Raw genomic sequence first — 23,578 nt, 5'->3', positions numbered from 1 at the left:
ATTTCAATAAGGAGTATATTGAGTAGAAAAGTAGATAATGGTCGTATAAATACTTTTTTGTCCCTAGCTATCTTTGTTGGTTTCTGCTGCTTGGCTTTATATATAGGTAAATATATTGTTGAAAACCATATGGCACATCTACTTTGAAACAATATTATTAGTCATTAGGACTATTAGTGGACAAATGACTAATAATATAATATAAAAAATAAAAATATGTATTTACATGGTATTTGATATATGGTAATATTATCTCTAGAAAGAGGTGATTAATTGGGATAGAGTTGAATAAAAGCCCTCCAAGCAAACGATTATATAAATTAAAAAATAAAAATAAAAGGAGTAATATCACATATGGCAGAAAAGAAAGGTTTAGGGTTGCCACAAACAAGAGGAATATTTAAATTGCGTGGAATCGCTACAGGAATGAAGCGAAAGAATGCTTTAAAAAAAGGAACTACTAAAACAAATCAAAATAGAAATGTACTTTCTATTGGGGTAACAACAGCACCAGAATCAACAGTATATGTTTCCATAGAAGGTATGGAAAAAGATAAAGCATACTTTGGGAAGAAGTCAGAAGAAGAAGGTAAAAAAGGAGAAACAATTGAAGTACCTTGGGCTAAACGGTTTGAGAAACAACCAGAAGGGTTTAAGCTATTTGGAGTTACAGTTGGAATTGAAAAGGATGAAAAAGGAAGTAATATAGTTGAGACTCTTACAGAGTTTGATGCTACAGCAAAGCTATTTAAAGGATTGGAAGATGGCGAGAGCGTCTTTGTTTATGGTGAAATTGAATATTCATCGTATATGCAAAAAGATGAATTGGGTAGAAATAAAAAATTTATTATAAAAAACATGTACAAAACTACGGATGTTATCAACTTTGATTCAGATGACTTTGAGGAAAAAAATGATTTCAAGCAACGTATGATTTATATGGGAATTGAGAAAATACAAGACAAAAATGATCCAAGGTATCAAGTTAATGCGAAAATCGTTACTTATCAGACTGTAGAAGATGCAGATTTTATTATTCAAGATAAATCGTTAGCAAATCAATTTAAAGCTCATCTAAAACCTTATCATGCTATTGATATTTGGGGGAATATTTACAACAAAGTTGATACGGAAGAAGTTAATGACTCATCAAGTGCCGTATGGGGACAAGAAGACAGCTTTAAGAAAACAAACAATAATTATATTCGTGAACTTGTTATAAATGGAGCAGATCCTAAATCAATTGACAAAGATACATATTCAGAAGAAATAATTGAAAAAGCGATTGGAGCTATGAAAACCTTTGGGGAGGACGTATCATCTTCCGACTGGGGGACTGGAGGAAGTATTGACATTAAAGATGAAGACATTCCTTGATAATCAATTAAAAATAAATTATAAGATAATATACATAAAACAAATAATACATAGATGAGGTGCATTAATTGGCGAAAGCAAAACGAGGTAGTGTTATTAAAAAGGGACTTAAATTCTTTCTATATGGAAAACAGGGAACTTGGAAATCTTCATTTGCACTTGATTTTATGAAAATGAAGAATGAAGACGGTCGCCCTTTGCGTGTAGGTTATATTGATTGTGAAACTGGAAGTATTGATAATTATTTAGGGGATATGTCTGATCAAGGAATTGATCTTAATAACCTACTTTTGGTTTATACGACTTCATATGTTGAAGTTGAAGAATGGGCTACTAAAATGATGAATGATGAAGATTTGTTTGTTGAAAATGATGACGGAGAATTAGAGGTTGCTCTTGATGCAGAGGGGAATCCTTTTAGAGCAGATGTAATTGTGGTAGATGGAATTACCATTATTAGCGATAATGTTAAGTTTGCTGCAATTGGAGTATCTGAAAAGCGTGCAAAATTTAAAGCTATAACTCAAGTCAAAAGTGCAACTGAACAATTTGTAGCTGAGGCAACAGCAGGACTAGAGTTTAAAGATTATGACAAAATTAAAATGAAAGGGAAAAATTTATTACGATCTTTGATTACTGGGACTGACAAGTATGTATGTGTAACAGCAAGAGAAAAAGTAAAAAAAGAAATGCGAAAAAATGTAGATGGAAAGATGCAATTAGTAGAGGTAGGAGTAGTACCTGACACTTGGGATGGAGCGGAATACGAATTTTATACAGTCCTTCATCATTATGAATATGAAGACGGGACAATTAAAGCTCAAATTGACAGAAAAGACCGTACAAAGGTATTTGTCCAGAATGAAATTCTAGACAATCCAACACCGCTATATTGGCAATCAGTAATTGATGATAACAAAGGAAAAAAATCAAATGTAGTAAAAGAATCGATTGAGTCTAGTATTAGTAAGGATGAAAATTTAATTAGCAGCGGTATTAGTGGTCTAAACAGTAATGAAAAAGAAGTAGAAATTACAGCCTTAGAAACTGTTGAAGATTATTACAATGTAATTGATAAGCATATTAAGAGTTTGTCTGACCAGAAGAAAAAGGCACTTCGCCCAAAAGTACAAAAAGCAAACTTACCAATGGATTATAAGTCGATTGAGGACATTGAGAAATTGAAACAATTTTTAAAAGTCATAACAGAGTAGCTAGGGGAGATAATTCTCTCCTTCTTCTCTATACCAAGAGGTGTTTGAAGGTGTTTTTTAAGTGTAACTATTGTGATCCTTCTGTTAAAAGAGGAGAAAAATCTATTAAGTCAATTGATTCTAAGAAAGACGATTTTTTGCAGGATCAAAGAGGAAAGTATTATCATACAAATTGCTATAGAGAGTACCTTAGTTTAAAGAAAAAGAAAAAAGATGATGAGATTGAAATAATTATTCAAAGCATAAAAGATTCTCAACTGGAGAAAAATCAAATTCAACAAAATAAGAGAGATTTTTACAAATAAATTAAAGGCTATTATGACACCGATTTGCCAGCATATTTTTGTATAAAAATTAGTTCTATTGTTAGTGGAAAGCATGAGCAGATTCATTCTCCTGTAGGTTATGATATTTTGTTAGATATTTACAAACATATGGAAAGGTACTTAAGTAAGAATGCAACCAAGAAGAGTTTTAACTCTATTAGCTCAAGAATGAATTATGACTTAGCTGTAATTATTAGCAATTTAGGGGACTACAAAAGGTTTAAAAATAAACAAAATGAAGACATGAAGTTCTCTAAAAAGATTGAGGAAGATATTAAAAAAGATCGCATAAATAGAGAAAGAATTAAAAGGGTTCAACAGAAAGAGGAGAAGGATACCTTTAATATAATGGACATTATGGATGACTTGCTGATTTAGGGGGTGTTAAGGATTAATCAACTGCAACGAGATATTTACGATTTAACTAGTGAAGCGTTATTTGTAGGTGCATTATTTGCAAAACCAATATTATATGTTGATTATGCAGAGCTAATTAAATCTAAGTATGATTTCTATAACGAAGATACGAAATTTCTTTATGACATGCTAGAACTGTGTTATAAAACTTTTTCTCAGGATGTAACCGAAACGAAAATAAATATTTTCATGCAACAAGAGAAAGAAAGACATTCTCGCTATAGGAGAATTGGTGGATGGAAGACAATAGAAAAGCAGATTGTTTTGTCTGATCCAGATGATATCAAAAATTATTTTGACACTGTAAAAAAATATTCCCTTGTAAGAGAATTTGAGAAAAAAGGCTTTCCTATTAAAAAAGTATTGCAGCATCCAAAATTCCCTCAAATGAAAGCAGAAGATATAGTAAGATCAATGAGGTTTAACGTAGACAATATAAACACTGTAATTGGTGGGGGCAAAAGCTCAGTCGTCTTAGGAAGTAAATTTAAAAACAAGTTGGTAAAATGGCGTGAAGCTCCTGATTTTGGGGCAGAGTTACCATTTCCTTATTGGAGTCAGCTTTTTAGAGGGCTACGTAAAAAGAAGTTATTAATAGATGGGATGCTCTCAAATGAGGGGAAAAGTAGAAGAATGGCTAAAGTAGTAAATTACTTTGGAGTACTTAATCAAATACCTGTTCTTGTTCTTGTAAATGAACAAGATGAAGATGAATGGTATGGAATGCAAGCACGTGAAGATATCCCAAAGTTACTTGAGACAATAGATAAGCTGGAAGTGTATAGAGATAGATATGAAGCTTATTGCGATGGGTACAAGCAAGGTCAGTATGACATACAGATGGATAATCTCAATGGCGAATAGAAGCATTTCTTACTATTAGGTATATCAATACATAGGAGTGACAGTAGAAAAGGGGACGGAGACAACCGAAAAGACCTTTACTAAACAGGGTGCAGATCAGACAAAACGAGAACTGATGGGTGGATTTAAGCTTGGGGATAAAGTCTGGTTTGTCAGAAGGGAATGTAAACCGATACCTTGCGATATGTGTTCAGGGAAGGGAGAGCTAAGGGCTAAGGCTATTGAAGTACCTGAATCTTTCAAGATAAATTGTCCTAATTGTAAGGGGTACGGAGAGAAATCAAATTATGAGTACAGTGTAGCACAAGGGATCATCCGAGAGATCAAGATACACACTTGGGCATGGGAAAAATGCTTTGAAAGTACATTCTACATTGAACCAACGAGCTATAGAGCAAATGATTCTGTGGAAAGCAAGCACAGTAAGATATTCCATACCGAGGAAGAGTGCCAAAAAGCGATCAATGTTATTTTAAATCCCCCAAAGCCAGCAGAAAGTGATTTAACACAAGCTCAAATGCTGTGCCGTGTCATTGAAACTAGCTAAGTAGATCAACGACACGGCACAAGATAATAAGACGATTTTTGTATAATACCCTTTGATAGGGCGTAACAAAAGAAGGAGGGATAAAAAACTTAGATAGTTGGATGAAAAAAGTAAGTTAACACATTGTGCAATTAGTCAAAAACAAGGTAGTCATCAAAACTTTCTCCATCCAGCGTAAAGAATAGTTTATACCACCCAAATTTTTTATCATTAAAGACGATTGGGATGTAGGAGACAACATAATCAAATCCATATGAGATTGCCTCATAGGTTGCATTCTCATCCCATTTATCTATGTACAATGCTACTTCCTTCAGTGCTACAGTTAAATTTTCTGGTTTATAGTTATCGCCAAATAAAGATTTTAATCCTATGGCATCTTCACTTTGGAAGTTCCGAAAACATCTCCAAAATCCATTTATTGATCTGGTTTCGACATCATGCTCAAGGCACCATTGCTTCAAAAAGCCACTATTCATTAGATCACATCCTTAAATTGTTTAACTGTAATTTACCACAATAGTTGTCAAGGGAAATAGCCTTGAATAAGGAGGTAACACAATGACCGAACAACAAAAATTCGAAACGCTGGACATATGTAAAATGTGCCTAAATACAGAGCTAGTAAACAGCGAGAAGTTATGCAGAGAGTGTGCTAGAGAACTGGAATAGTTAGGGAGGCAAATATGACCGACCAACAAATAATTGTAACACTGGCAACTAAGGTAATGGGATGGGAGCTTTTAGCCAACGATGGGCTTGGATGGACGTGTCAGAGACCTGATGGGGTGTTTGTTTATGAATGGAGTTGGAATCCACTCGAAAACCTAGCTGATGCCTTTCAAGTGATGGATAAGCTATTTATTGCATTGATACCTCAAGCTGGCAATCCACCAGAAGATATGAAGTATTTGGCTGTCTTTGATGATAGTCCGATTGGTCCGAAGATTGAAGTATTTGCAAAAACTGCTCAAGAAGCCATATGCAAAGTTGCTATGGAGTGGGTTGCTTAACACTACGGTAATGCAAAATAGTCATTTGCAAATAACAAAGAAGTGTCCCAAAGGACACCCTAATTGAACAGCATTATTTATGATCTTGAAAGTGCATAGATTTCAACCAAAAAGTTTGCTTGTGCACCCTTGGGATTCCCAATGTAAAGAGAGCGAGTAGAAACAACATCTGTGATTTTTTCGCTAACTACTCCAGTAAGATGAGTAGGATCATTACCACCACTAACATCTTGACTGACAGCAAAACTAATTTGATTAGGATTGGAAACTCCACTTATTACCCATTGAAAATTAATTGTGTTTGGCGGAAGGACTTCCGTACCAATATTTGAGCTAGAACGATGCGATTGACCAGGCAGCGGGGAAGGAGCGGAATAAATAGCGCCGATAAACGTTGACTTAAGTTCACTCATGAAAAAACACCCTCTCAGAAAAGTAACTACATGATGATCTTATTTCAAGAAAATGGTAAATATACAATCGATTTTAAACAACTTACTAGAAGTACGGGGGTTGGATCAATGCCTGAACCTCCACATGAATGCATTTATACACATGTAGCTATAGACCTTGAAGATTAAAAAAATGTGTGGAGGTGTTCTATTGAAGGACTATCATCCAAGCTATCCTCAAGAGAGCTTCGTTTGTGGAAGTATATTAACTTTCAGAAAGAGGGATGAAAAAGGAATATCACTGATTACTGGTACAGTGCTTAGTAACAACAAATGGACGCAAGATGGCAGACCATATATAGAAGTGAAATTCAATCAGAAGATTTATAAGTACATTACAAATTGGGATATGATGAAAGATTGATTTTATCACATACAAAATAAATATTTGAAAAGTCGAACATTCCAAAGTAACAGTGTTATACTTAAGTTACGTTATAATACAGGAATGGGCTGATTAGTTGTTTAGAATTGTAAATGCTTTTGCTTATGATAAGAACGGTGATCCGATTGACAATATCAAGCGTGTTATTGTTAAACCAAACAACAATGATTCAGGAGCGAAAGTAAAAGTAGTTATTAAAGCCAACTCTGAAATTCGAAATATTATTAATAATAGTGTGAGTGAAAACAAAACACCTATTTTAAACCGGATTATCGGCAATTTAGAAGGATTAAATAAAAGAGTTGAGTTAAGAAATGTGCATCTTATAATCGACCGTCAACTTCCCTCTGAGTCAGGCTTGTCTGATGAATTAATGATGCTTAGGGGTGTGGCAGATAAACATTCATTCGTAGATTAATCTATGAATGAATAATAAAGTAAAAATATAAAATAAAAAGATCGTAACGAAAGAAGGAAAAATAAATTCAATTGTAAGTAACGAAGAAGCCATAGAACTTTTAAATACAACTAGAAGTAATGTATTCAGAGAATGGAGAAAGACCAGATGTTTTGATTAAAGATGATGAATAATTTCGAGAAGTTTGTAATGCATTAAGCCATATCAGAAACAGTTATAAAAGATTTATGACAAAAAACAACATGATAGAGATATTGGCTATTGCAGCAAATACATATGGGCTTGGATATTACGATTTTGAAAAGGGCTTTTTGATTAATAAAGCTGTACATAATGAAATTGTAGTTTTAAAAGTAAGGAGAGAGACGTATGAAGATTATAACCAGTAAAAATAGTCGTTTCATAGTTGGGATGACAGGGAAAGCTAAAGAAATCAATGACTACTTTAAACTAATTAAAAATAAAAAAGGGGAATTAAATTATAGATGATGATTGTTAGACCATATGTGCTTACATGGGAAAATATTAAAGAAGAAAGTTTAGAAGCGGTCATTACAATTCCAAGGTACTCTCAAATTCTATCGTTTGAAACAAGCGATCGAGAGTTAATTGTAAATGTACTTATTGACAATGAACAAAAGGAGTTTCATACAGTTCCAATTAAGCTAGTTCAGAGCGGAATAGATGTGAGCGATCTTTACGATTCAAAACTTATATTTAATCATACAGTTCGATTTAACAATAAGTCATACCATATTTTTTGCAACGAATATATCTAAGACACAATAGAAGGGGGCGCTATGCTAACACAGCTTTTAACTATGTCGTTGCTTTTGCAATTATATGGAGGTGTAGTTGATAAAGCATTAATTGCAAATAGCGAGAAACAAGCTAAGAGCCAAGAGGTATATGCAGCGACTGAAAAAGTACATACATATAAGCAATACGACATTCCATTGTCAAATGACTTACAGAAATACATATATAATCAAGCGGAAAAGTATGATCTGAGCTATGAATTAATGCTTGCCATCGCACATACAGAATCAACATTTAGACCAGATGTTGTCTCATATGATGGATCTAGTGTAGGACTGTTTCAAATCAACACAAGAAACACAATTAATTGGCTAGGAGAAAGCGTTGGACTTGATAAACCAAATGCAAAGAACCCATATCATTCAGCTAAAATGGCAAGTTGGTATGTAAATTACTTAAAGGAAAAGTATCTTAGCGAAGGATATAAAAAAGATACCGTTATCAAAAGAGTGCTGATTGGTTACAGGTATGGAGTAGGGAAAAGTGCAAAATATGTAAGACAAAATGGACTACACCATAAATACATAGAAAAAGTATTAGTATATAAAAACAAACTTGAAAGTGGGGAACTAGATGCAAAATAAAAAATTTGAGGAAATGGGTACAGAGATTGGGAAGCTTACAGACTTAAAACAAGAAGCATATGGGAATAGCGTAGATAAGTCATTTGAACTGATGAAAATTTTCCTTAAAGAATATAAAAGTGACGATGATACCTACACAATCCCAGAAGTTCTTTTAAAACACTTATTGCTACAGGTTCGGATGATCGATAAACAAAATAGAATTTTCTCCAATCCAAAAGGGGATAAAATGGGGGAATCTCCTTATCAAGATTTAGTTGGCTATAGTCTGCTTGGGACGGACATGACTCTTTAAAAATATCAATAAGAGTGAAAATTTTCTTTGGTGTATCTTTTCCAAGAGATTTGTGAGGGATGTATAGAGCGCAAGAGATTTACAATGTCTCTTCTCCCTTTATAATGGAGCATTCCAAAGATATCTTGAGTGGCTAATATAACATCGTTTGAATTAAAGTATCGAGCATAATATCTCATTGCTTTATCTGAGGAAAACTTACTGTTAAATTCACTCTTTGGTATCAGCACGATTGGAAAAGATACACCACAATGTGTAATCACAGTTGCTTTAAACGTCATATTCTCACCTCATGAGATGATTTATTTAAAGTTTACTTCTAACCCTTATTTTATTGTTTAAGAAGAGGAAATATTCAGGATAAAATGGTGGAAGCTGCATTTAGGAGGGATACTTATTTTGAATTTGTTCAATATGTTTAAAAGAAAGTCTAAGCCCGAAATAAACTTAGAACAAATGTGTCAATTGGTGCGTAGCCATAGTGAGATTGTAATGGAGTGGAGTTAATATAGTTTCATGGACACATCTTAGTTAAGTTCTTACAATGAACGTAGAGGAGATGATACGGATGAAACAAAAAAGTACGAACAAGAAATACAACGATGATTTTAAGAGAACGATTGTAGAACTTTATCATTCCGGTCAAAAGGGAAAGAGTTTAACTAGCGAATATGTAATTTATCTTTCAAGTGAAGAAAAGCCAAAAGATATGAATAATTCATATGGATATTGGGAAGGAAAAACATATACTTTTGGAGGGATACTTATACCAGTAACAGGGGATCGCATTAATGGTAATACGAAAAGATATAAGTCAAAGCAAAGAGCAAAAAATATGGCTGAAAAACTTGGTGATAGATGTGGTTATGTTTTGTCTTGGGTGGTTGATGAAATTTAATACATTTTGAATTTTGAAGGAAAGTAAATATGTTTAAAGTGTACTTAGTGATAGAAGTGTATAAAGATGGTATAACAGGATTTACGTTTAATGAGTTCAAGTATAAAAAAGATGCTGTGGGATATTTGAAAGAGTTTGAAATCCAGTTGATGAAGTTAGCTCAGAACCATACCAAAATCATACTTGATAAAGATTGTGATCAAGATGAAGTTCAACCAGAAGAAGAACCTGAAGCCGAAGGAAATGTCATTTACTTTACTGGCTATAAAGAAGTTGTAGAAGACTTAGAATCTAAAACTGAAGCTGAAAAGAATTTTGAATTAAGGGAGAAATTTCTTGAGGAAAGAAAAAAAGAAAAACCTCAAGTCAATCAAATAACAGAACTAAATAAGAATAACTTTCTAAAAAATAGTCGTAAGCGTTGGTGGGAATTTAGTGAATAAAAAATTATAGCAGTTGGCGACTGCAAACCACTCGGAAGGATAATGAGCAATTGTTTCTACTAATAGGGAGCTATCTAATTACTGTGCTCTTAGCATATTACTCTATAAGATATCTTCGAATACATAAATTTATTTTCGAATCAAAAATTGTAAACCTTGCTGATCTGATAATGTACCTTATTTTTATATTTTGTCCGTTTGTAAATCTATACACAATAGCAGATGCATTATTTACGTTAATTTTGAACCTGCTTTCAAATATTAAACTAAATAAAAAATAACTTTCATTGGAGGAGGTAGGGCTATTTGCTTAATATTGAACAATTGATAGACCTTGAAAAACTAGTAGAAGAAAAAATTTCATTAAACAGAGAGATAAATCAAAAATATGGAATGACCGAGATTGGAAAATACACTCAAAAGCAAAGAGGATTAGATATTTTAAAATATGAAAAATTAAAAATTGCATTAAATGACTTAATAGGAGAAGTCAATGGACGATAACGAGTTAGAATACAAAAAGCATAAGCTTGAAGTGATTTTTTGGTTACTATTTTGGTCATTGATTATTGGTGGATGTACAGCTACAGCTATTTGGGGACGTTAAAAAAGGAGACATAAAATGAAGAAGTTGTTGGGTATCGTGATGTTTATTGGTGGAATAATATTAGGCGTTTATGTGGGTGGTTGGCTATGCTTCATAGGTGGTATTGCAGGGCTAGTTGATAATGTATCCGATGCAATAAATGGTAATGGGATTAATGGTTTATCAGTAGCTATTAATGTAGTGAAAATTGCAGTTGCTGGCTTTGCAGGATGGATCAGCGCAGTTGCATTAATATTCCTAAGCCTAATGATTTTAAGAAAATGATAGTAGGGGCTGAGTAGAAATGTGGATGGTCTATGATCGAATGGAAGGGTTGATTAGTATAACTGATGACGAACAAGAAGCACTCCGTGACTATGAAAAGCAGAAAGAAGACAATAAAAAATATGTTCAAAACGATGGAGAATTCCAAGGAGATGAAAGAGTAATTTTAGCTCTGATCAAAAAAGACTTCTTCTGTGACGACACGAGAAAGCCAGAAATTATTTACGATGGGGACGATAATGAGGTATTAACAGAGGATACTTATTGGGAATGGGAAGAGATTATATATTGATGGGATGATTGTTTTACATAGGAGATAAGTATATGAAAACTATAAAATTTATAGAAAAGTATCATCGTAAAGTAAGTTTTGCAATGAATATATCAATCTTTGGCTATTCAGTATCTTGTTATATAAACGAACTCTACAAAGTAGCCTATGAAATGTTGGTATTAGCAATTATTTTTATGGCGTTCGATCTATTAAACTATAAGCTTACAAAGGATTGAAAGAGTTTTTATCAGATAAAACCAAAAGACCCCCTGTAATAGACAACAGGGGGAGAGTGGAATATATTTTTATTTTAGTATTGATAATACATCCAACCAGAATTTGTCCAATTACAACCATCGGAAAAGCAGTCGGTACCAACGCCTCTCTTTAATGTACCTATATAACCATGTCCATCATCATAAGAAATTTCATCAGGCGCTTCAAAAACAGTATATTTTTTTGTGATACTTGCCCAATAGCTATCACTAGCTGTGGTGTTACTAAGCTGACTTTCATTAGCAAATGCTACGGAAACGGAAAATGCCGAAACAACAACTAGAGCGAAAGCAATTATAGATTTTTTAAACATAAAAACACCTCCGAAAATGTATTATTTTGTAATAATCAGATAATAGAACATTATGTATTTAGTGTCAAATAATGTAAGTATAAGGGCAAGAATATATTATAGTGAAAGAAGCAGTAATTTTAATAGAGTAGAAAAGTCAAGCAAATCAGAGAAAAAATGAAACTGAAACAACCAGTTGCCCAATCTTATTTTTTTGTCATTTGTCAAAGGATCAACATGGTGCAATTAGAAATACAATTGATAACTTGAAAGTATTAGAGTTATAAAATAAGAAGCTAAAGGAGATTCATTGTGTACCAATGCCCAGAATGCAAGGAAAAACTTGTATGGCTCACAGATCAAGACAACGGAGGCATTATAAGTAATGAGTACTACTGTAATAAATGTAATATTGAAGTTATTAAGTATAGAGAGTTAATAGCAAAAGATTAATGATAAAATAAAAACTCTGCATCTTTTAAATGATGCAGAGTAATTTTACAAAATATATATTAATTAGCGCAAGGTAACTGTTTGAGCGACGTTTTCTCCAATCCAATCCTCATTATGGAATATCCATTCTCTTGAATCGTATTTAACTGTAAAGGATGTTGGGAACCAACCAGACTTATATCCTGAACCATCTGAATAGACTGTAATGGATCTGATTTCACCAAGATGTCTACTGGCAGATATATAATAGGTGTCATTATCGCCCGGTTCAAAATCATCATAACCGGGTAAATCCAAGAGTACTCTAGGTGAAGTACCATCTGAACCGTTCAATGTTAAATAGATGTTCGAATTAGTTCCTGCATCCTTGACGTCAGCAGTTTTTATCGTAACAGCATAATTATAGGAAGCAGCCACATCGACTTGAGGATTTACACTAACTTTGTGATTACTGTTGGAATTCTGAGAAATGTCACTAGCATAAACACTTTGACCAGCAAATAAAAGAGCTACTGCCATCATTGTAGATAGAGCGAAACGTTTCATAAAAACCCTCTCCTTTATTAATGGTATTTTATGGATCAATTAAATTATACTTCCATTTTATGGATTTTGCAGTTATCAGGAATGTTTAAGCAATTTTTTAGGGTATTTGTGTTTAACGACAAAGCAGGTAATTTCAAAACTCATATAATAAAATCAAGAATTTATTAGCGATGACAAATTGGTATTAAGAATAAAAATAAACAAGGAAGTTGGGTTGATAAGTATGCTAAGGTCTTTTGAAGATGACATATTAATTAAAGGCGAAGTAACTCAAATGCCAACAGAAAAGTATAAAAAAATGAGAGACGCTTTGTTTGCTATATCGATATTGGGTTTTGCTAAAACAGGGGATTATGAACTAGATTGCGATGAAGCAGTTGATACGTTTAAGATAGCTAAAAATTGTGCTAGAGATGCTTTGGGGATGAAACAACTTTAAACAACCCGAGAGAACTGACAAGCTCCCTCTTTCTATAAACAACAAGTCAGAAAGGAAACATAATGTTAAAAGGATTTAAGGAAATAGTAGATACACTTGATAAAAGAGATAAGGCTAATGCTTTAAAAACTATGGAAACTCTCTCAAAAGAAAAGGTTGAAATAAAAGAATTGAATAAAACGTATTGGGTGTCGGAATGGTCTTGGACTCCGATTTCAGATGGAATACGTTCCTATCAACAACATTTAAGACAAATTAAAGATTTTGGGGAACTGATTACATATTATACTGGAACAAACTATAGAGTATATTTTCCTTGGGATGTTTATGAGACAAAAGAAGAGTGTGATGAAGCATGTAGATTAAAGAATAGCTTTGGTTACGATTGGCACATTGCTTACTATGAATTTATTAAGCAACATACAACGGATTAAATGAAAAGTGAGTTTTATTTAGGAGGATCAATTGATTTACATCTTTTATGGAGTTGCACTTATTTTCTTATCTCTTATCATATGTTGGCGTTTATCTCAGCAAATTGATGATCATGAACTCAATAGAACAGAAATAGAAATTTATATGCTCACTTTAGCAACATTACTAGCAAAAGATGGTTCCAGTGTGTTGTTTAACTACTTGAAGTTTTAAAGGAAGAAATTAAAATATATGAGTCTATTTTACATAAAAAGGAGAGTGCGGATGACACTACAAGAATTTATTAATATGATGATTACGGCCATCGATATATACCATCACCGACATAATTTGTACCAATGATTGACAAGATATTTACCACTGAATGACAGCATATTTACCGCCTGTATAATTAGTGAAACAACCAAATGGTACGACGCTTTTTATATAGAGCTGTTTGATTAAAATAAAGATTAACCGTTTATAAAAAAGATGAATCGGAATTTTGACTGAATTACTTTAAAATCAACAGCTCAAAACAGGTAGGTGGAATACAAGATTGACGTTTGACAAATCACTTGATAATATATTAGACATCTAACATATTGGTGGGTGATTTTTTGTCTTTATATGAACAAGTTAAGCGAATTAATGAAGCTGAATATACAATAAACCGTTTGATATATAAACATTATAAGCAATTTTTAAATTGCAGCATCACAACACAACAAGCGGTTGTATTAGATATTGTGTACTTAGAAAAACGTATTACGGTCGGTGAAATTGCGATTGAAATGAATATTAGTTCTAGCGCAGTTAGCCAATTAATTGCGAAATTAGAAAAGATCCAATATATCAAACGAGAAATTAATCTACAAAATCGACGTGAAGTATTTATATCGTTAGATAAAAATGGATTGGAGTATTTTTCGAAGCAAGTTTATGTAGAGCAGCAAATCGCAGATAAAATTTACAGCAAGCTTTCATCAAATGAGGTAAACGAATTAGAACGCATTGTTGAAAAATTAAAGGAAATTGCTATGAAGGAATTATAAAAATTTCTTCATAGCAAATATGTTAGATAACTAATTTATTTAGGGGGTTAACAAGTGAAAGATTTACTTAAAAATATCGCGTTTAACGGTGCGGTGTATTATGAAAAAAATGGACAAATCAAGCAGTATTATCATGGTTATCAAGAACTCGAAAAGAAGCACCTTATTAACAAAAATACGCAATTTAATCTGGCATCATTAAGTAAAATGTTTACAGCGGTAATGACGTTCCAGCTAATCGAAAAAGGACAACTACAGTTAGAAGATAAAATTAAAAGTTGGTTTAACGTACCGCATTTTACAGAAGTAACAGTTGCACAATTACTTACACACACATCTGGTATTCCAGAATATATCACAGAAGATTTAACAATGAGAGTTGAAACATTTATCGAAGTGGTGCTACCACAATATGCGCCAAAAGAGCATTGGTCTTATAGCAATACAAATTATGTTTTGCTTGCAAAAATTATTGAGGAAGTGAGCGGCTTATCGTATGAAACATATTTACAACAATATATTGCGGAACCATTAAATCTTATCTATACAACAACACAACCTACAAAACAATGGGAAGCACAAGGTCAAACGTATGATTATGAAGAGCGCCAATATAGAGAAGCAATTGAGGACCAATATTTACACAACAGTGAAAAATATAATAATGGCTATGGTGATGGTGGTATTTATGCAACAGTGACAGAGGTGGCAAAGTTTTTAAAAGCACTTTGGCAAGGTCAGTACATTAGCAAAGAGACTGTGAAATTTATGTTAACACCAACAGAATACGCTGAGCATTATAGTCATGGTTTTATCATTCAAGATGAGTGGGTAGGTCATACAGGTGGATGGATTGGTTGCTCAGCACAAGCATTTATTAATAGATCAACAAAAGAAGTGATTGTGTTAGCGACGAATCAAGAAGTATTTCCGCAATATGAACAAGAAATTATGAATTGCTTATTGGGAATTCAGTATGCTGTAGAAACACCAAAACATGTAGTAATTTTACCGGTCACTAATAAAGATGATATTACGGGTCGGTATGAATTAGCAGATGGGCTTGGCACAAGATTTACGATTGAGAAGGGTGCACAATTTATGATTTCATTTGAACATCAGCTGTCTGTGCCACTTTTTAAAATAGATGAGTCGTATTATTGGGTACGGAATACGATGAGTTATGTAGATGTTGCGAATCATTTATTTATGGATGAAGGTGTTGAAGTACCTTATCAAAAAGTCGATTGATATAGTCAGGAAAGTTATACTTGTATGAAAAAAAAGAACATGTGCAAGAGCATTTAAACAATTTTAACAACATCGGTACTTTATTCCATTTGCTTTGTTTCAGAAATCGTTATTCTTTAATCAATTGTAAAGAACCATTTCGATCAATCTTTTTTCAAAATGGCTTCTTTTATTTACCGTAAAATGCAGGTTTCTACGATATTTTTGATCAAACCATATTTTATACCAACTATAGGAGGCATTTTTTTATGATCCATTATCGAAAGATATTGGAATTACATGATGAGGGGATCAGTTTAAGAGGTATTGCCGCAAGTACTGGAAATTCCCGTCAGAAAGTGACTGAGGTCATTCAATTAGCTGGCGTGAACGTCATGGTTTAGGCAGCGAGGTCTGATATATGGCTATTTTGACAAGGAGAGGCTTATCCAAAATGGAAGAATATTATTATTGGAGTGCAAATAGAACATGGAGTCCTTTTTCCCTAGAATTAAAGGAAAAACTATTTGAAATATACGGGGGAGAGCCTTTTCTATACACATGGACTGAACAGGATATCCATGAAGGAGCAAGAAAAATCATAAAAGAGTACTTCAAGGTTTAAACTCACACTTAAAATACACAAAACCCCTTCTCTAACTACTTACAAATAGTGAACTTGAGAAGGGGTTATTGGTAATGTCGCTGGCACATCGTGGTAAAGCATTTGTCAAAGACTGGTACAAAAGATGGCAGAGGTGGTAAATTGTCATGACCGTAATCATATGAAGAAAAATGAATTAATCAGTACTGGACTATATAAAGGGCTAAAGAACTAGGCAGGAAGGGGATAACGGTGAATGCAGTTGCCCCTGGCTTTATTGAAACATCAATGGCTTTAAAGGTACCTGAGAAGGTACTATCAAATTTGATTTCTCAGATACCGTTACATCGTCTAGGGCAGCCATCTGATATTGCGAAAGCGTATCTTTTTTTAGCTTCAGACGATGCGGACTACGTAAACGGTACTGTGTTAGAAGTTAATGGCGGGTTGTCTATTTAAAACACGTTATTATGAAGAGCGCTGATCTCAAAATGATTGGCGTTTTTTATTAACAAAGTTTAAAAATTACTTTCTTGGATAAAAAAATGCTGGATGAAAAATTTTATTCATTGAATATAAGAGAGGGTTATTTGGATGATATTCTTTAAATTCAATAACGGCCCATTTTTTCATAATAATAAAATAATTACCTTTTTTTGAAAGAGTTAATATAGTAAATTTTGGATTTTGGTCTTATAGACATTGTTGGAAAGTTTAGGTATATTAAAAATATGGAAAATTATTTTCAATTATATCCTTTAATAGTAAACTTTATATGAAAAAGTAATTTTTTGTCCCTTAAGAATTAAAAAATGTTTACATTTTGTTTTGAATTTACTCATAATTCACTTTATAGTGATTTAATCATCACATAAAGCAGCTAGAATATTTATTTTGGATGATTACGCACAAATCGTCGCATTAAGGCAATATGAATATCAAAGGGAGAGGTAATTTTAATGTTAGTAAAACTAGACGAGTTACACTCATTTATTGGTGATACGCCTCTTTTACAATTGAAAAACGATACCATTAATCTTTATACCAAACTCGAATTTCAGAATTATAGTGGAAGTGTGAAAGTTCGGCCAGCTTACTACATATTAAAATCTGCAATTGAGAGAGGCGAAATAACCCCTAATACCACTGTAATAGAATCAACTTCTGGAAATTTTGGCATTGCATTGGCATTGTTATGTAAAAAATTAGAAATCCCTTTCATTCCTATTATTGATAGCAATATTAATGAGGTATATGAAAAGATTCTACGTGTAACTGCTACAAATGTGATCAAAGTAACCGAGCGAGATGAGACAGGTGGTTATTTGTTAAATCGAATTAAAAAGGTAAATGAACTTCTGACTACGATCAAAGATTCATTTTGGACAAACCAGTATGCAAACCGGGATAGCTTTCTTTCCCATTATCATGGATTAGGCAAGGAAATTGCAGATGCCTTTGAACATCTAGATTATGTGTTTATCGGTGTTAGCTCATGTGGAACCATTGCTGGAATATCTCGCAGATTGAAAGAAAAGTTTCCATCTATTAAGGTTATAGCAGTGGATACAGAGGGTTCGGTTATATTTGGGGATAGTCCTAAAAAACGCTTTATTCCGGGGATTGGTTCTAGCATGGTTCCAGAAATACTCAAGGAGGCTATTATCGACGAGGTAATTCATGTACCTGAGTATCGAGCAATCCAAGGTTGTCACGAAATGCTAGAAAAACATGCTTTATTTGTTGGTGGCTCATCAGGAAGCTCTTATTATGCTATAAAGCATTATTTTGCCGACAAGACATTTCATACGTCACCGAATGTAGTCTTTATTTGTCCTGATAGCGGTTTATCTTATGTGGATACAATCTATAACAAAGATTGGGTGGAAAAATTCTGCATAAATCCAGTAGAAACGATTTAAATCATCATATAAACGTTTACATAATGCACTGTTTTTGGCTGATATTTATTACTAAAAAACCAAAATATGTAATGGGTGAGTGATGAATACATGAGAGATTTAGCATTTGTGTTTTCTGGACAGGGATCACAATATGTCAATATGGGAAAAGCGTTATGCGATCAGTACGCCATTGCTAGAAGAACCTTTGAAGAGGCTGAACAGATAGTAGGATTTAATTTACTCAAACTATGTATAAAAGGTGATCTTGAGGAGCTGACCAAAACCGCTAATGCTCAGCCAGCCATTCTAGCTACAAGTATTGCCCTTTGGCGTGTTTACATGCAGGAGATAGGTGTCAAACCTCGTTTCGTCGCTGGACACAGCTTAGGTGAATATTCTGCACTTGTTTGCGCTGGAGCGATGAAATTTTCACAGGCAGTACGTTTAGTCCACAAACGAGGGTTATTTATGCAGGACATTACTATTCAAGGAACTGGAGCAATGGCATCTGTTTCTGGAATAGACAGGTCTGAGATTGAAAAGGTTTGTCTAGAATATTCAGATGAGACGAACTTTGCGCATCTTTCTAATATTAATTCTTCACGTCAAATCGTTATTTCTGGTCATCGCCAAGCGATTGAAAAGGTAGCAAAAATACTTGAAGGGATGGGAGCTACAGTAATATTCTTGCGTGTTAGTGCTCCATTTCATAGTCCACTGATGCAATCAGTTGCTACCTCTCTACAGGCGGAGCTTCAAAAAAATAGGTACCAGCCCATGCGTTATGCGGTGGTTGCTAATGTCAATGGACAACCTTACACAAGCAGTGAACAAATTGTAGAAAACTTAACCAAACAAGTGACAGCACCGGTCCAATGGCTTGCCACTATGCAGTTTTTTTACCAAGAGGGCATTCGAAAAGTGATCGAGTTTGGGCCTAATAAGGTCTTGCGTAATTTAATGAAAAAAGAGTATCCAGATGTACTTTCCTATGCTTACGATGTAGCACAGGATGTTGCTGGTGTAAAAGAAATAATGGGTTTCCCGAAGGACCATCAACCATTTGTTCCTAGTGTAATTACAAAATGTCTTGCTATTGCGGTTGCGACTCCAAATCGAAATTTGGACGCTGATGAGTATCAAAAAGGCATGATTGAGCCCTATCGGCGGATACAAAAGATGCAATATGAGCTAGAAGAGGCAGGTGCAGAACCGACCATAAAACAAATGCGTGAAGCCCTTGATATGCTTACATCGGTATTTTTAACCAAGAAAACCTCAACTGATGAACAGAAAAAACGCTTTGATGAGATTTTAGAAGAAACCGGGACGGGCTATCTGCTTCCAGATCTACAGGATTACCGATTTGAAAATTGATTTTACCGTCACTTTACTAAGGATGACGGAAAAGGAGCTTTTCACTTGGAAAAAAAACCTGAAGTAACTAAAATTTATCCGCTGACTCCCTTACAAGAAGGTATTTTATTTCACTCCATTGTACATAACGATTCGGGAGCCTATTTTCAGAGCTTGACTTTTTCAATTGAAGGTAACGTAGATATTGATATTTTTTTAAAAAGCGTCAATGTATTAATTGAACGTCATGATATTTTACGTACAGCTTTTGTATATGAAAAAGTAAAAAAGCCGATGCAACTGGTGCTTAAAAAACGGGAATTAACTAGCATTCATTTTGAGGATATTTCCAGTTTGAGCGAACAGGAGGTTTATGTACAAGGTTATTTAAAAAAGGATAAGACACGAGGATTTCATTTGGCTAAAGAAGTCCTTATTCGTATTGCTATTTTTCAGACATCGACAGAGTGTTATAAAGTGGTTTGGAGCTATCATCATTTAATTATGGATGGTTGGTCACTTGGTATTATGTTTAATGAATTTTTACAAATTTATGATTCTTTTGCTTTTCATAAAAAGCTAAAGCTTGAACCGGTTCATTCCTATCAGCAATTTATACAATGGCTAGAAAAGCAGGATAACGAGCAGGCGAAGGAATATTGGGAAGGTTATCTAAAAGGATACGATCAATTGGCGATGGTGCCAAGTTTGATCAATAAAATGAATGTGAATGGTTATGAGGCAAAAGAGGCGGAATTTGAGATCAATTTTGAAAAAACGCAACAGCTTAATAAGGTTGCGCGGCAGAATAATGCTACATTGAGCACGGTATGGGAAGCAATATGGGGATTGGTTCTCCAGCGATATAACAATGTAGATGATGTCGTGTTTGGATCTGTGGTCTCCGGTCGAAATGCCGAGGTAGCAGGAATTAACCAGATGGTCGGATTGTTTATTAATACAGTTCCGGTACGTATCAGAACCGATCGAGTAGAAACGTTTGCACAGCTTGTTCAAATGGCTCAAGAAAGCTCAACTAAGGCAAAAATGTATGATTTTTTTCCACTTTATGAGATGCCAGTAGGAACAAAGATGAGTCAAGGACTCATTGACCATGTCTCCATTTTTCAAAAGTCACCAATAGATATGAATGAGTCAAGTAACGATTCAGGCACTAGAGGGCTTGGTCAAACGATAACCCATGTTGAGTTATTGGAACAAACCAACTATGACTTTAGCATCATGGTCATCACCGGGGAGTCGTTGATCATTCGAATGGGCTACAATTCCAAAATACATAGTTACCAATACATCAAAAGAATCTTTGGTCATATTCAGGAATTGATAGAACAAATCATTGCTAATCCAGAAATCAAGCTTAGCCAACTTAAGATTACGACTCTAGCAGAAGAGATTGAACTACTTGAGCAATTCAATGACACTCGTCTTCTATATGATCGTAGCAAGACCATTCACGAATTAATTGCTATACAAGCTAAAAAAACACCTGATCAGATAGCGGTAGTATGTGAAGGAGCTCAGCTTACATATCGTGAACTGGATGAACAAGCGAAAAGGGTCGCTAGCTGTTTAATCGATAAAGGAGTGTCTCCCAACACAATTGTTGGGTTAATGACCGAACGTTCATTGGAAATGATGATCGGCTTACTTGCGATTCTTAAAGCCGGTGGGGCATATTTACCAATTGATCCGACATATCCTGAGGAGCGTGTGAAATACATGCTCATAGACAGTGGCGCTAAGTTGGTACTTACCCAACGCCACTTAGTCTCTGATATCCAAATGGGGCAAGAATACATCTATCTAGAAGAAGCGTTAGCTTATGAAGAAGAGTCTTTGTGGAAAGAAAATGCTACTACGTCAGAAGATTTAGCGTACGTGATTTACACTTCCGGTTCAACAGGGCAACCAAAAGGAGTAATGATTCCCCATAGAGCCGTTCATAATTTTATTCAAGGAATTACTGAGAAACTTACTTATACTGCGGGAAAAACAATCCTAGCTCTTACTACCATTTCCTTTGATATTTTTGTAGTAGAAACCTTAGTACCACTTTCTCAAGGAATGCGTGTAGTTATTGCAACAGAAGCCCAGCAACGTGACCCGAAATTGTTGAATGAGCTGATCAAGGTAACAAATATCAATTCTTTACAAATCACACCCTCTAGACTGCAATTACTTTTATACAGTGAGGCAGATTGTTTTAGCCAATTGGAACAAATCATGATAGGAGGAGAAGCACTTCTACCGTCCCTATTAGCTCAGCTTAAAGAACGTACACAAGCCTGCATATTTAATATGTATGGTCCTACAGAAACGACCATTTGGTCATTAATACAGGACTTGACTAGTGCAACTACTATTACAATTGGAAAACCAATAGCCAATACACAAGTTTATATTCTCAATAAACACAATAGCTTACAGCCAATAGGGATAACAGGTGAATTGTGTATAGCAGGTGACGGATTATCCAAAGGTTATCTGAATCAAGAAATACAAACTGCGGAAAAGTTTGTTTCGAATCCATTTCAGACAGAGAGCTTCATATATCGCACTGGAGATTTAGCAAGATGGCTTCCAGACGGAACGATTGAGTTCAAAGGTAGAATAGATCATCAAATTAAGATAAGGGGCTTCCGAGTTGAGCTTGGTGAAATTGAGAATTGTTTATTAAAACACCCAGCAGTTAACGAAGCAGTGGTAGTGGTGGAGAAGATTGGTGATTCACAGAATCTCTGCGCTTATTACGTGGCGGAACATAACGTGAATACTCATGAACTTCGTCAGTTACTTAGCCAAGAATTACCTGAATACATGGTTCCTGCACACTTTGTTTCCCTAAAGGAACTTCCGCTTACAGCTAACGGTAAGATCGATCGCAAGCGATTATGTAAACCGATCGAAAGTATACGATCAAATGAAATGATCATTCAACCTCCTAATACGGATGTTGAGCGAGAGTTAATGGAAATATGGAAAAATGTGTTGAACCGTGATGTCATTGGTTTACATGATAGCTTTTTCGATTTAGGCGGGAATTCAATTCTATTAGTACAGATGCATGCCCAAGTAGATAAAAAGTATATCGGAAAAATAGATATTGGAGATGTTTTTTCCTACTCTACGATTGCAAAGCTAGCCAGCTATATTGAATCGAGGACAGAGGACAATATACCATTGATCGAAATTCCAGCCATACTGTTTCCTCCAGAATATTTTGATGGAAACGAAGTTAAAAAAACGAGTACCCGATTCACTTTTGCTTTTCAAGATGATATGGTTGCTGGCTTAAATATGGTAGCAGATCGGTACAGTGTAGATATAGCTGATATTTTACTTGCGATGAATCTTTATTTTTATTCTGAAATCTGCGAATTGACTGATGTCACTATTCAGTGGCAGATAACAGACAATAGAACCATTCCTATTAACGTAAACATGAACAACATTGAAGATTTTGGCGAATTATTTAGACAGGTAAGAGGAGCCCGAATACAGCCAAATACCCTTGAGATATATTCTATTCAAACATTAGAAAATAGCTTTATAAGAAAAACGAGTAAACAAGTATGGCCGTTATTTACCGAATACTTTTCTCAATCAAATGAATTCAATCGCTTGTTTGATATTATATTTGCATTGCAAATCGAGTCAACGACGGTCGCTTTTGAATGTCGATATGATCAAAAGAAATTAAACCATGGAAAAGTGGAAGAACTAATTTATGGGTATCTCAAGCTACTTTCTCTCATGCTAGAAAATGAGAATAATTCAACTATCTAATCGGG

Annotated in this window: 30 protein-coding genes and 1 pseudogene; 27 read left to right on the top strand and 4 right to left on the bottom strand. The window is 34.3% G+C overall.

The features are described 5' to 3' along the window. The first annotated feature begins 354 nt into the window (after positions 1-354). From ACQV1I_RS14395 to ACQV1I_RS14370, 6 genes are all read left to right on the top strand, one after another. On the top strand, positions 355-1,377 hold the full coding sequence (locus tag ACQV1I_RS14395; protein WP_438769443.1) for a hypothetical protein: 1,023 nt from the start codon (positions 355-357) through the stop codon (positions 1,375-1,377). A gap of 68 nt (positions 1,378-1,445) precedes the next feature. Further along, positions 1,446-2,591: a hypothetical protein gene (locus ACQV1I_RS14390; RefSeq protein ID WP_116334002.1), complete on the top strand. Its 1,146-nt coding sequence runs from the start codon at positions 1,446-1,448 to the stop codon at positions 2,589-2,591. A 50-nt stretch (positions 2,592-2,641) separates the two neighbouring features. Further along, positions 2,642-2,896: a hypothetical protein gene (locus tag ACQV1I_RS14385; RefSeq protein ID WP_116334001.1), complete on the top strand. Its 255-nt coding sequence runs from the start codon at positions 2,642-2,644 to the stop codon at positions 2,894-2,896. Positions 2,897-2,920: 24 nt separating this feature from the next. Beyond that, positions 2,921-3,295 carry a hypothetical protein gene (locus ACQV1I_RS14380; protein WP_147304257.1) on the top strand — a complete coding sequence of 125 codons (375 nt, stop codon included), beginning with the start codon at positions 2,921-2,923 and terminating at the stop codon, positions 3,293-3,295. Between the two features lie 3 nt (positions 3,296-3,298). Further along, positions 3,299-4,198, top strand: coding sequence for a hypothetical protein (locus ACQV1I_RS14375; RefSeq protein WP_116333999.1), 900 nt, complete (start codon positions 3,299-3,301; stop codon positions 4,196-4,198). A 37-nt stretch (positions 4,199-4,235) separates the two neighbouring features. Beyond that, positions 4,236-4,745, top strand: a complete 510-nt coding sequence (locus ACQV1I_RS14370; RefSeq protein WP_116333998.1) for a hypothetical protein — start codon at positions 4,236-4,238, stop codon at positions 4,743-4,745. Between the two features lie 131 nt (positions 4,746-4,876). Here the strand turns inward: ACQV1I_RS14370 and ACQV1I_RS14365 are convergent, their stop codons facing one another. After that, positions 4,877-5,224 carry a hypothetical protein gene (locus tag ACQV1I_RS14365; RefSeq protein WP_094702824.1) on the bottom strand — a complete coding sequence of 116 codons (348 nt, stop codon included), beginning with the start codon at positions 5,222-5,224 and terminating at the stop codon, positions 4,877-4,879. A 207-nt stretch (positions 5,225-5,431) separates the two neighbouring features. On the opposite strand from ACQV1I_RS14365, the gene ACQV1I_RS14360 reads away from it, so the two are divergent. Then, positions 5,432-5,758, top strand: a complete 327-nt coding sequence (locus ACQV1I_RS14360; protein WP_094702822.1) for a BC1872 family protein — start codon at positions 5,432-5,434, stop codon at positions 5,756-5,758. 77 nt (positions 5,759-5,835) lie between these two features. Here the strand turns inward: ACQV1I_RS14360 and ACQV1I_RS14355 are convergent, their stop codons facing one another. Then, positions 5,836-6,171, bottom strand: a complete 336-nt coding sequence (locus ACQV1I_RS14355) for a hypothetical protein (protein WP_094702820.1) — start codon at positions 6,169-6,171, stop codon at positions 5,836-5,838. Positions 6,172-6,361: 190 nt separating this feature from the next. Between ACQV1I_RS14355 and ACQV1I_RS14350 the strand changes: the two genes are divergently transcribed. From ACQV1I_RS14350 to ACQV1I_RS14305, 10 genes are all read left to right on the top strand, one after another. Continuing rightward, on the top strand, positions 6,362-6,574 hold the full coding sequence (locus ACQV1I_RS14350) for a hypothetical protein (RefSeq protein WP_094702818.1): 213 nt from the start codon (positions 6,362-6,364) through the stop codon (positions 6,572-6,574). Between the two features lie 97 nt (positions 6,575-6,671). After that, positions 6,672-7,013, top strand: coding sequence for a hypothetical protein (locus ACQV1I_RS14345; protein WP_104064772.1), 342 nt, complete (start codon positions 6,672-6,674; stop codon positions 7,011-7,013). Between the two features lie 485 nt (positions 7,014-7,498). After that, on the top strand, positions 7,499-7,792 hold the full coding sequence (locus ACQV1I_RS14340) for a hypothetical protein (RefSeq protein ID WP_094699960.1): 294 nt from the start codon (positions 7,499-7,501) through the stop codon (positions 7,790-7,792). A gap of 21 nt (positions 7,793-7,813) precedes the next feature. After that, the gene (locus tag ACQV1I_RS14335) at positions 7,814-8,416 is read left to right on the top strand and encodes a transglycosylase SLT domain-containing protein (protein ID WP_094699961.1); all 603 of its coding nucleotides are present in this window, start codon (positions 7,814-7,816) and stop codon (positions 8,414-8,416) included. Then, on the top strand, positions 8,406-8,711 hold the full coding sequence (locus ACQV1I_RS14330) for a hypothetical protein (RefSeq protein ID WP_116333997.1): 306 nt from the start codon (positions 8,406-8,408) through the stop codon (positions 8,709-8,711). The genes ACQV1I_RS14335 and ACQV1I_RS14330 overlap by 11 nt, the downstream gene beginning before the upstream one ends. Positions 8,712-9,279: 568 nt before the next feature. Beyond that, the gene (locus ACQV1I_RS14325; protein ID WP_116333995.1) at positions 9,280-9,609 is read left to right on the top strand and encodes a hypothetical protein; all 330 of its coding nucleotides are present in this window, start codon (positions 9,280-9,282) and stop codon (positions 9,607-9,609) included. A 29-nt stretch (positions 9,610-9,638) separates the two neighbouring features. Further along, the gene (locus tag ACQV1I_RS14320) at positions 9,639-10,052 is read left to right on the top strand and encodes a hypothetical protein (protein ID WP_116333994.1); all 414 of its coding nucleotides are present in this window, start codon (positions 9,639-9,641) and stop codon (positions 10,050-10,052) included. Positions 10,053-10,358: 306 nt separating this feature from the next. Further along, the gene (locus tag ACQV1I_RS14315; RefSeq protein ID WP_116333993.1) at positions 10,359-10,556 is read left to right on the top strand and encodes a hypothetical protein; all 198 of its coding nucleotides are present in this window, start codon (positions 10,359-10,361) and stop codon (positions 10,554-10,556) included. A 118-nt stretch (positions 10,557-10,674) separates the two neighbouring features. Further along, complete coding sequence (locus tag ACQV1I_RS14310; protein ID WP_116333992.1) at positions 10,675-10,923, top strand: hypothetical protein; 249 nt, start codon at positions 10,675-10,677, stop codon at positions 10,921-10,923. Between the two features lie 19 nt (positions 10,924-10,942). Beyond that, positions 10,943-11,215: a hypothetical protein gene (locus ACQV1I_RS14305; protein ID WP_116333991.1), complete on the top strand. Its 273-nt coding sequence runs from the start codon at positions 10,943-10,945 to the stop codon at positions 11,213-11,215. Between the two features lie 292 nt (positions 11,216-11,507). Here the strand turns inward: ACQV1I_RS14305 and ACQV1I_RS14300 are convergent, their stop codons facing one another. Both ACQV1I_RS14300 and ACQV1I_RS14295 read right to left on the bottom strand, forming a co-directional pair. After that, positions 11,508-11,786 carry a hypothetical protein gene (locus ACQV1I_RS14300; RefSeq protein ID WP_116333989.1) on the bottom strand — a complete coding sequence of 93 codons (279 nt, stop codon included), beginning with the start codon at positions 11,784-11,786 and terminating at the stop codon, positions 11,508-11,510. A gap of 495 nt (positions 11,787-12,281) precedes the next feature. Beyond that, positions 12,282-12,764: a PLAT/LH2 domain-containing protein gene (locus ACQV1I_RS14295; RefSeq protein ID WP_116333988.1), complete on the bottom strand. Its 483-nt coding sequence runs from the start codon at positions 12,762-12,764 to the stop codon at positions 12,282-12,284. Positions 12,765-12,978: 214 nt separating this feature from the next. Between ACQV1I_RS14295 and ACQV1I_RS14290 the strand changes: the two genes are divergently transcribed. From ACQV1I_RS14290 to ACQV1I_RS14245, 10 genes and pseudogenes are all read left to right on the top strand, one after another. Then, a complete protein-coding gene (locus tag ACQV1I_RS14290) occupies positions 12,979-13,203 on the top strand; it encodes a hypothetical protein (RefSeq protein ID WP_141213045.1) in 225 nt (74 codons plus the stop codon). A 62-nt stretch (positions 13,204-13,265) separates the two neighbouring features. After that, positions 13,266-13,637, top strand: a complete 372-nt coding sequence (locus tag ACQV1I_RS14285; RefSeq protein WP_116333987.1) for a hypothetical protein — start codon at positions 13,266-13,268, stop codon at positions 13,635-13,637. A 600-nt stretch (positions 13,638-14,237) separates the two neighbouring features. After that, entirely contained in the window at positions 14,238-14,672 is a 435-nt protein-coding gene (locus ACQV1I_RS14280) for a MarR family winged helix-turn-helix transcriptional regulator (RefSeq protein ID WP_176452368.1), read from the top strand. 54 nt (positions 14,673-14,726) lie between these two features. Continuing rightward, positions 14,727-15,923, top strand: coding sequence for a serine hydrolase domain-containing protein (locus ACQV1I_RS14275; protein ID WP_094699978.1), 1,197 nt, complete (start codon positions 14,727-14,729; stop codon positions 15,921-15,923). A 248-nt stretch (positions 15,924-16,171) separates the two neighbouring features. Beyond that, complete coding sequence (locus tag ACQV1I_RS14270; RefSeq protein WP_255193621.1) at positions 16,172-16,306, top strand: hypothetical protein; 135 nt, start codon at positions 16,172-16,174, stop codon at positions 16,304-16,306. Positions 16,307-16,323: 17 nt separating this feature from the next. Then, positions 16,324-16,527 carry a hypothetical protein gene (locus tag ACQV1I_RS14265; RefSeq protein WP_094699979.1) on the top strand — a complete coding sequence of 68 codons (204 nt, stop codon included), beginning with the start codon at positions 16,324-16,326 and terminating at the stop codon, positions 16,525-16,527. Between the two features lie 201 nt (positions 16,528-16,728). Then, positions 16,729-16,965 (top strand): annotated as a pseudogene (locus tag ACQV1I_RS14260) (SDR family oxidoreductase); the annotation flags it as partial. Between the two features lie 500 nt (positions 16,966-17,465). After that, the gene (sbnA, locus tag ACQV1I_RS14255; RefSeq protein ID WP_094699980.1) at positions 17,466-18,428 is read left to right on the top strand and encodes a 2,3-diaminopropionate biosynthesis protein SbnA; all 963 of its coding nucleotides are present in this window, start codon (positions 17,466-17,468) and stop codon (positions 18,426-18,428) included. A gap of 90 nt (positions 18,429-18,518) precedes the next feature. Further along, positions 18,519-19,787 carry an ACP S-malonyltransferase gene (gene fabD / locus ACQV1I_RS14250; RefSeq protein ID WP_116333986.1) on the top strand — a complete coding sequence of 423 codons (1,269 nt, stop codon included), beginning with the start codon at positions 18,519-18,521 and terminating at the stop codon, positions 19,785-19,787. A gap of 45 nt (positions 19,788-19,832) precedes the next feature. Beyond that, positions 19,833-23,573 (top strand): non-ribosomal peptide synthetase, encoded by a 3,741-nt coding sequence (locus ACQV1I_RS14245; RefSeq protein ID WP_116333985.1) that lies wholly within the window; start codon positions 19,833-19,835, stop codon positions 23,571-23,573. Positions 23,574-23,578 lie beyond the last annotated feature (5 nt).

Source organism: Brevibacillus sp. JB24b, from assembly GCF_051713385.1.
In the GTDB taxonomy this organism is placed as follows: Bacteria; Bacillota; Bacilli; order Brevibacillales; family Brevibacillaceae; genus Brevibacillus_B; species Brevibacillus_B laterosporus.
The sequence above is the reverse complement of the archived record's forward strand: the minus strand, read 5'-3'. Positions and strand labels throughout refer to the sequence as shown.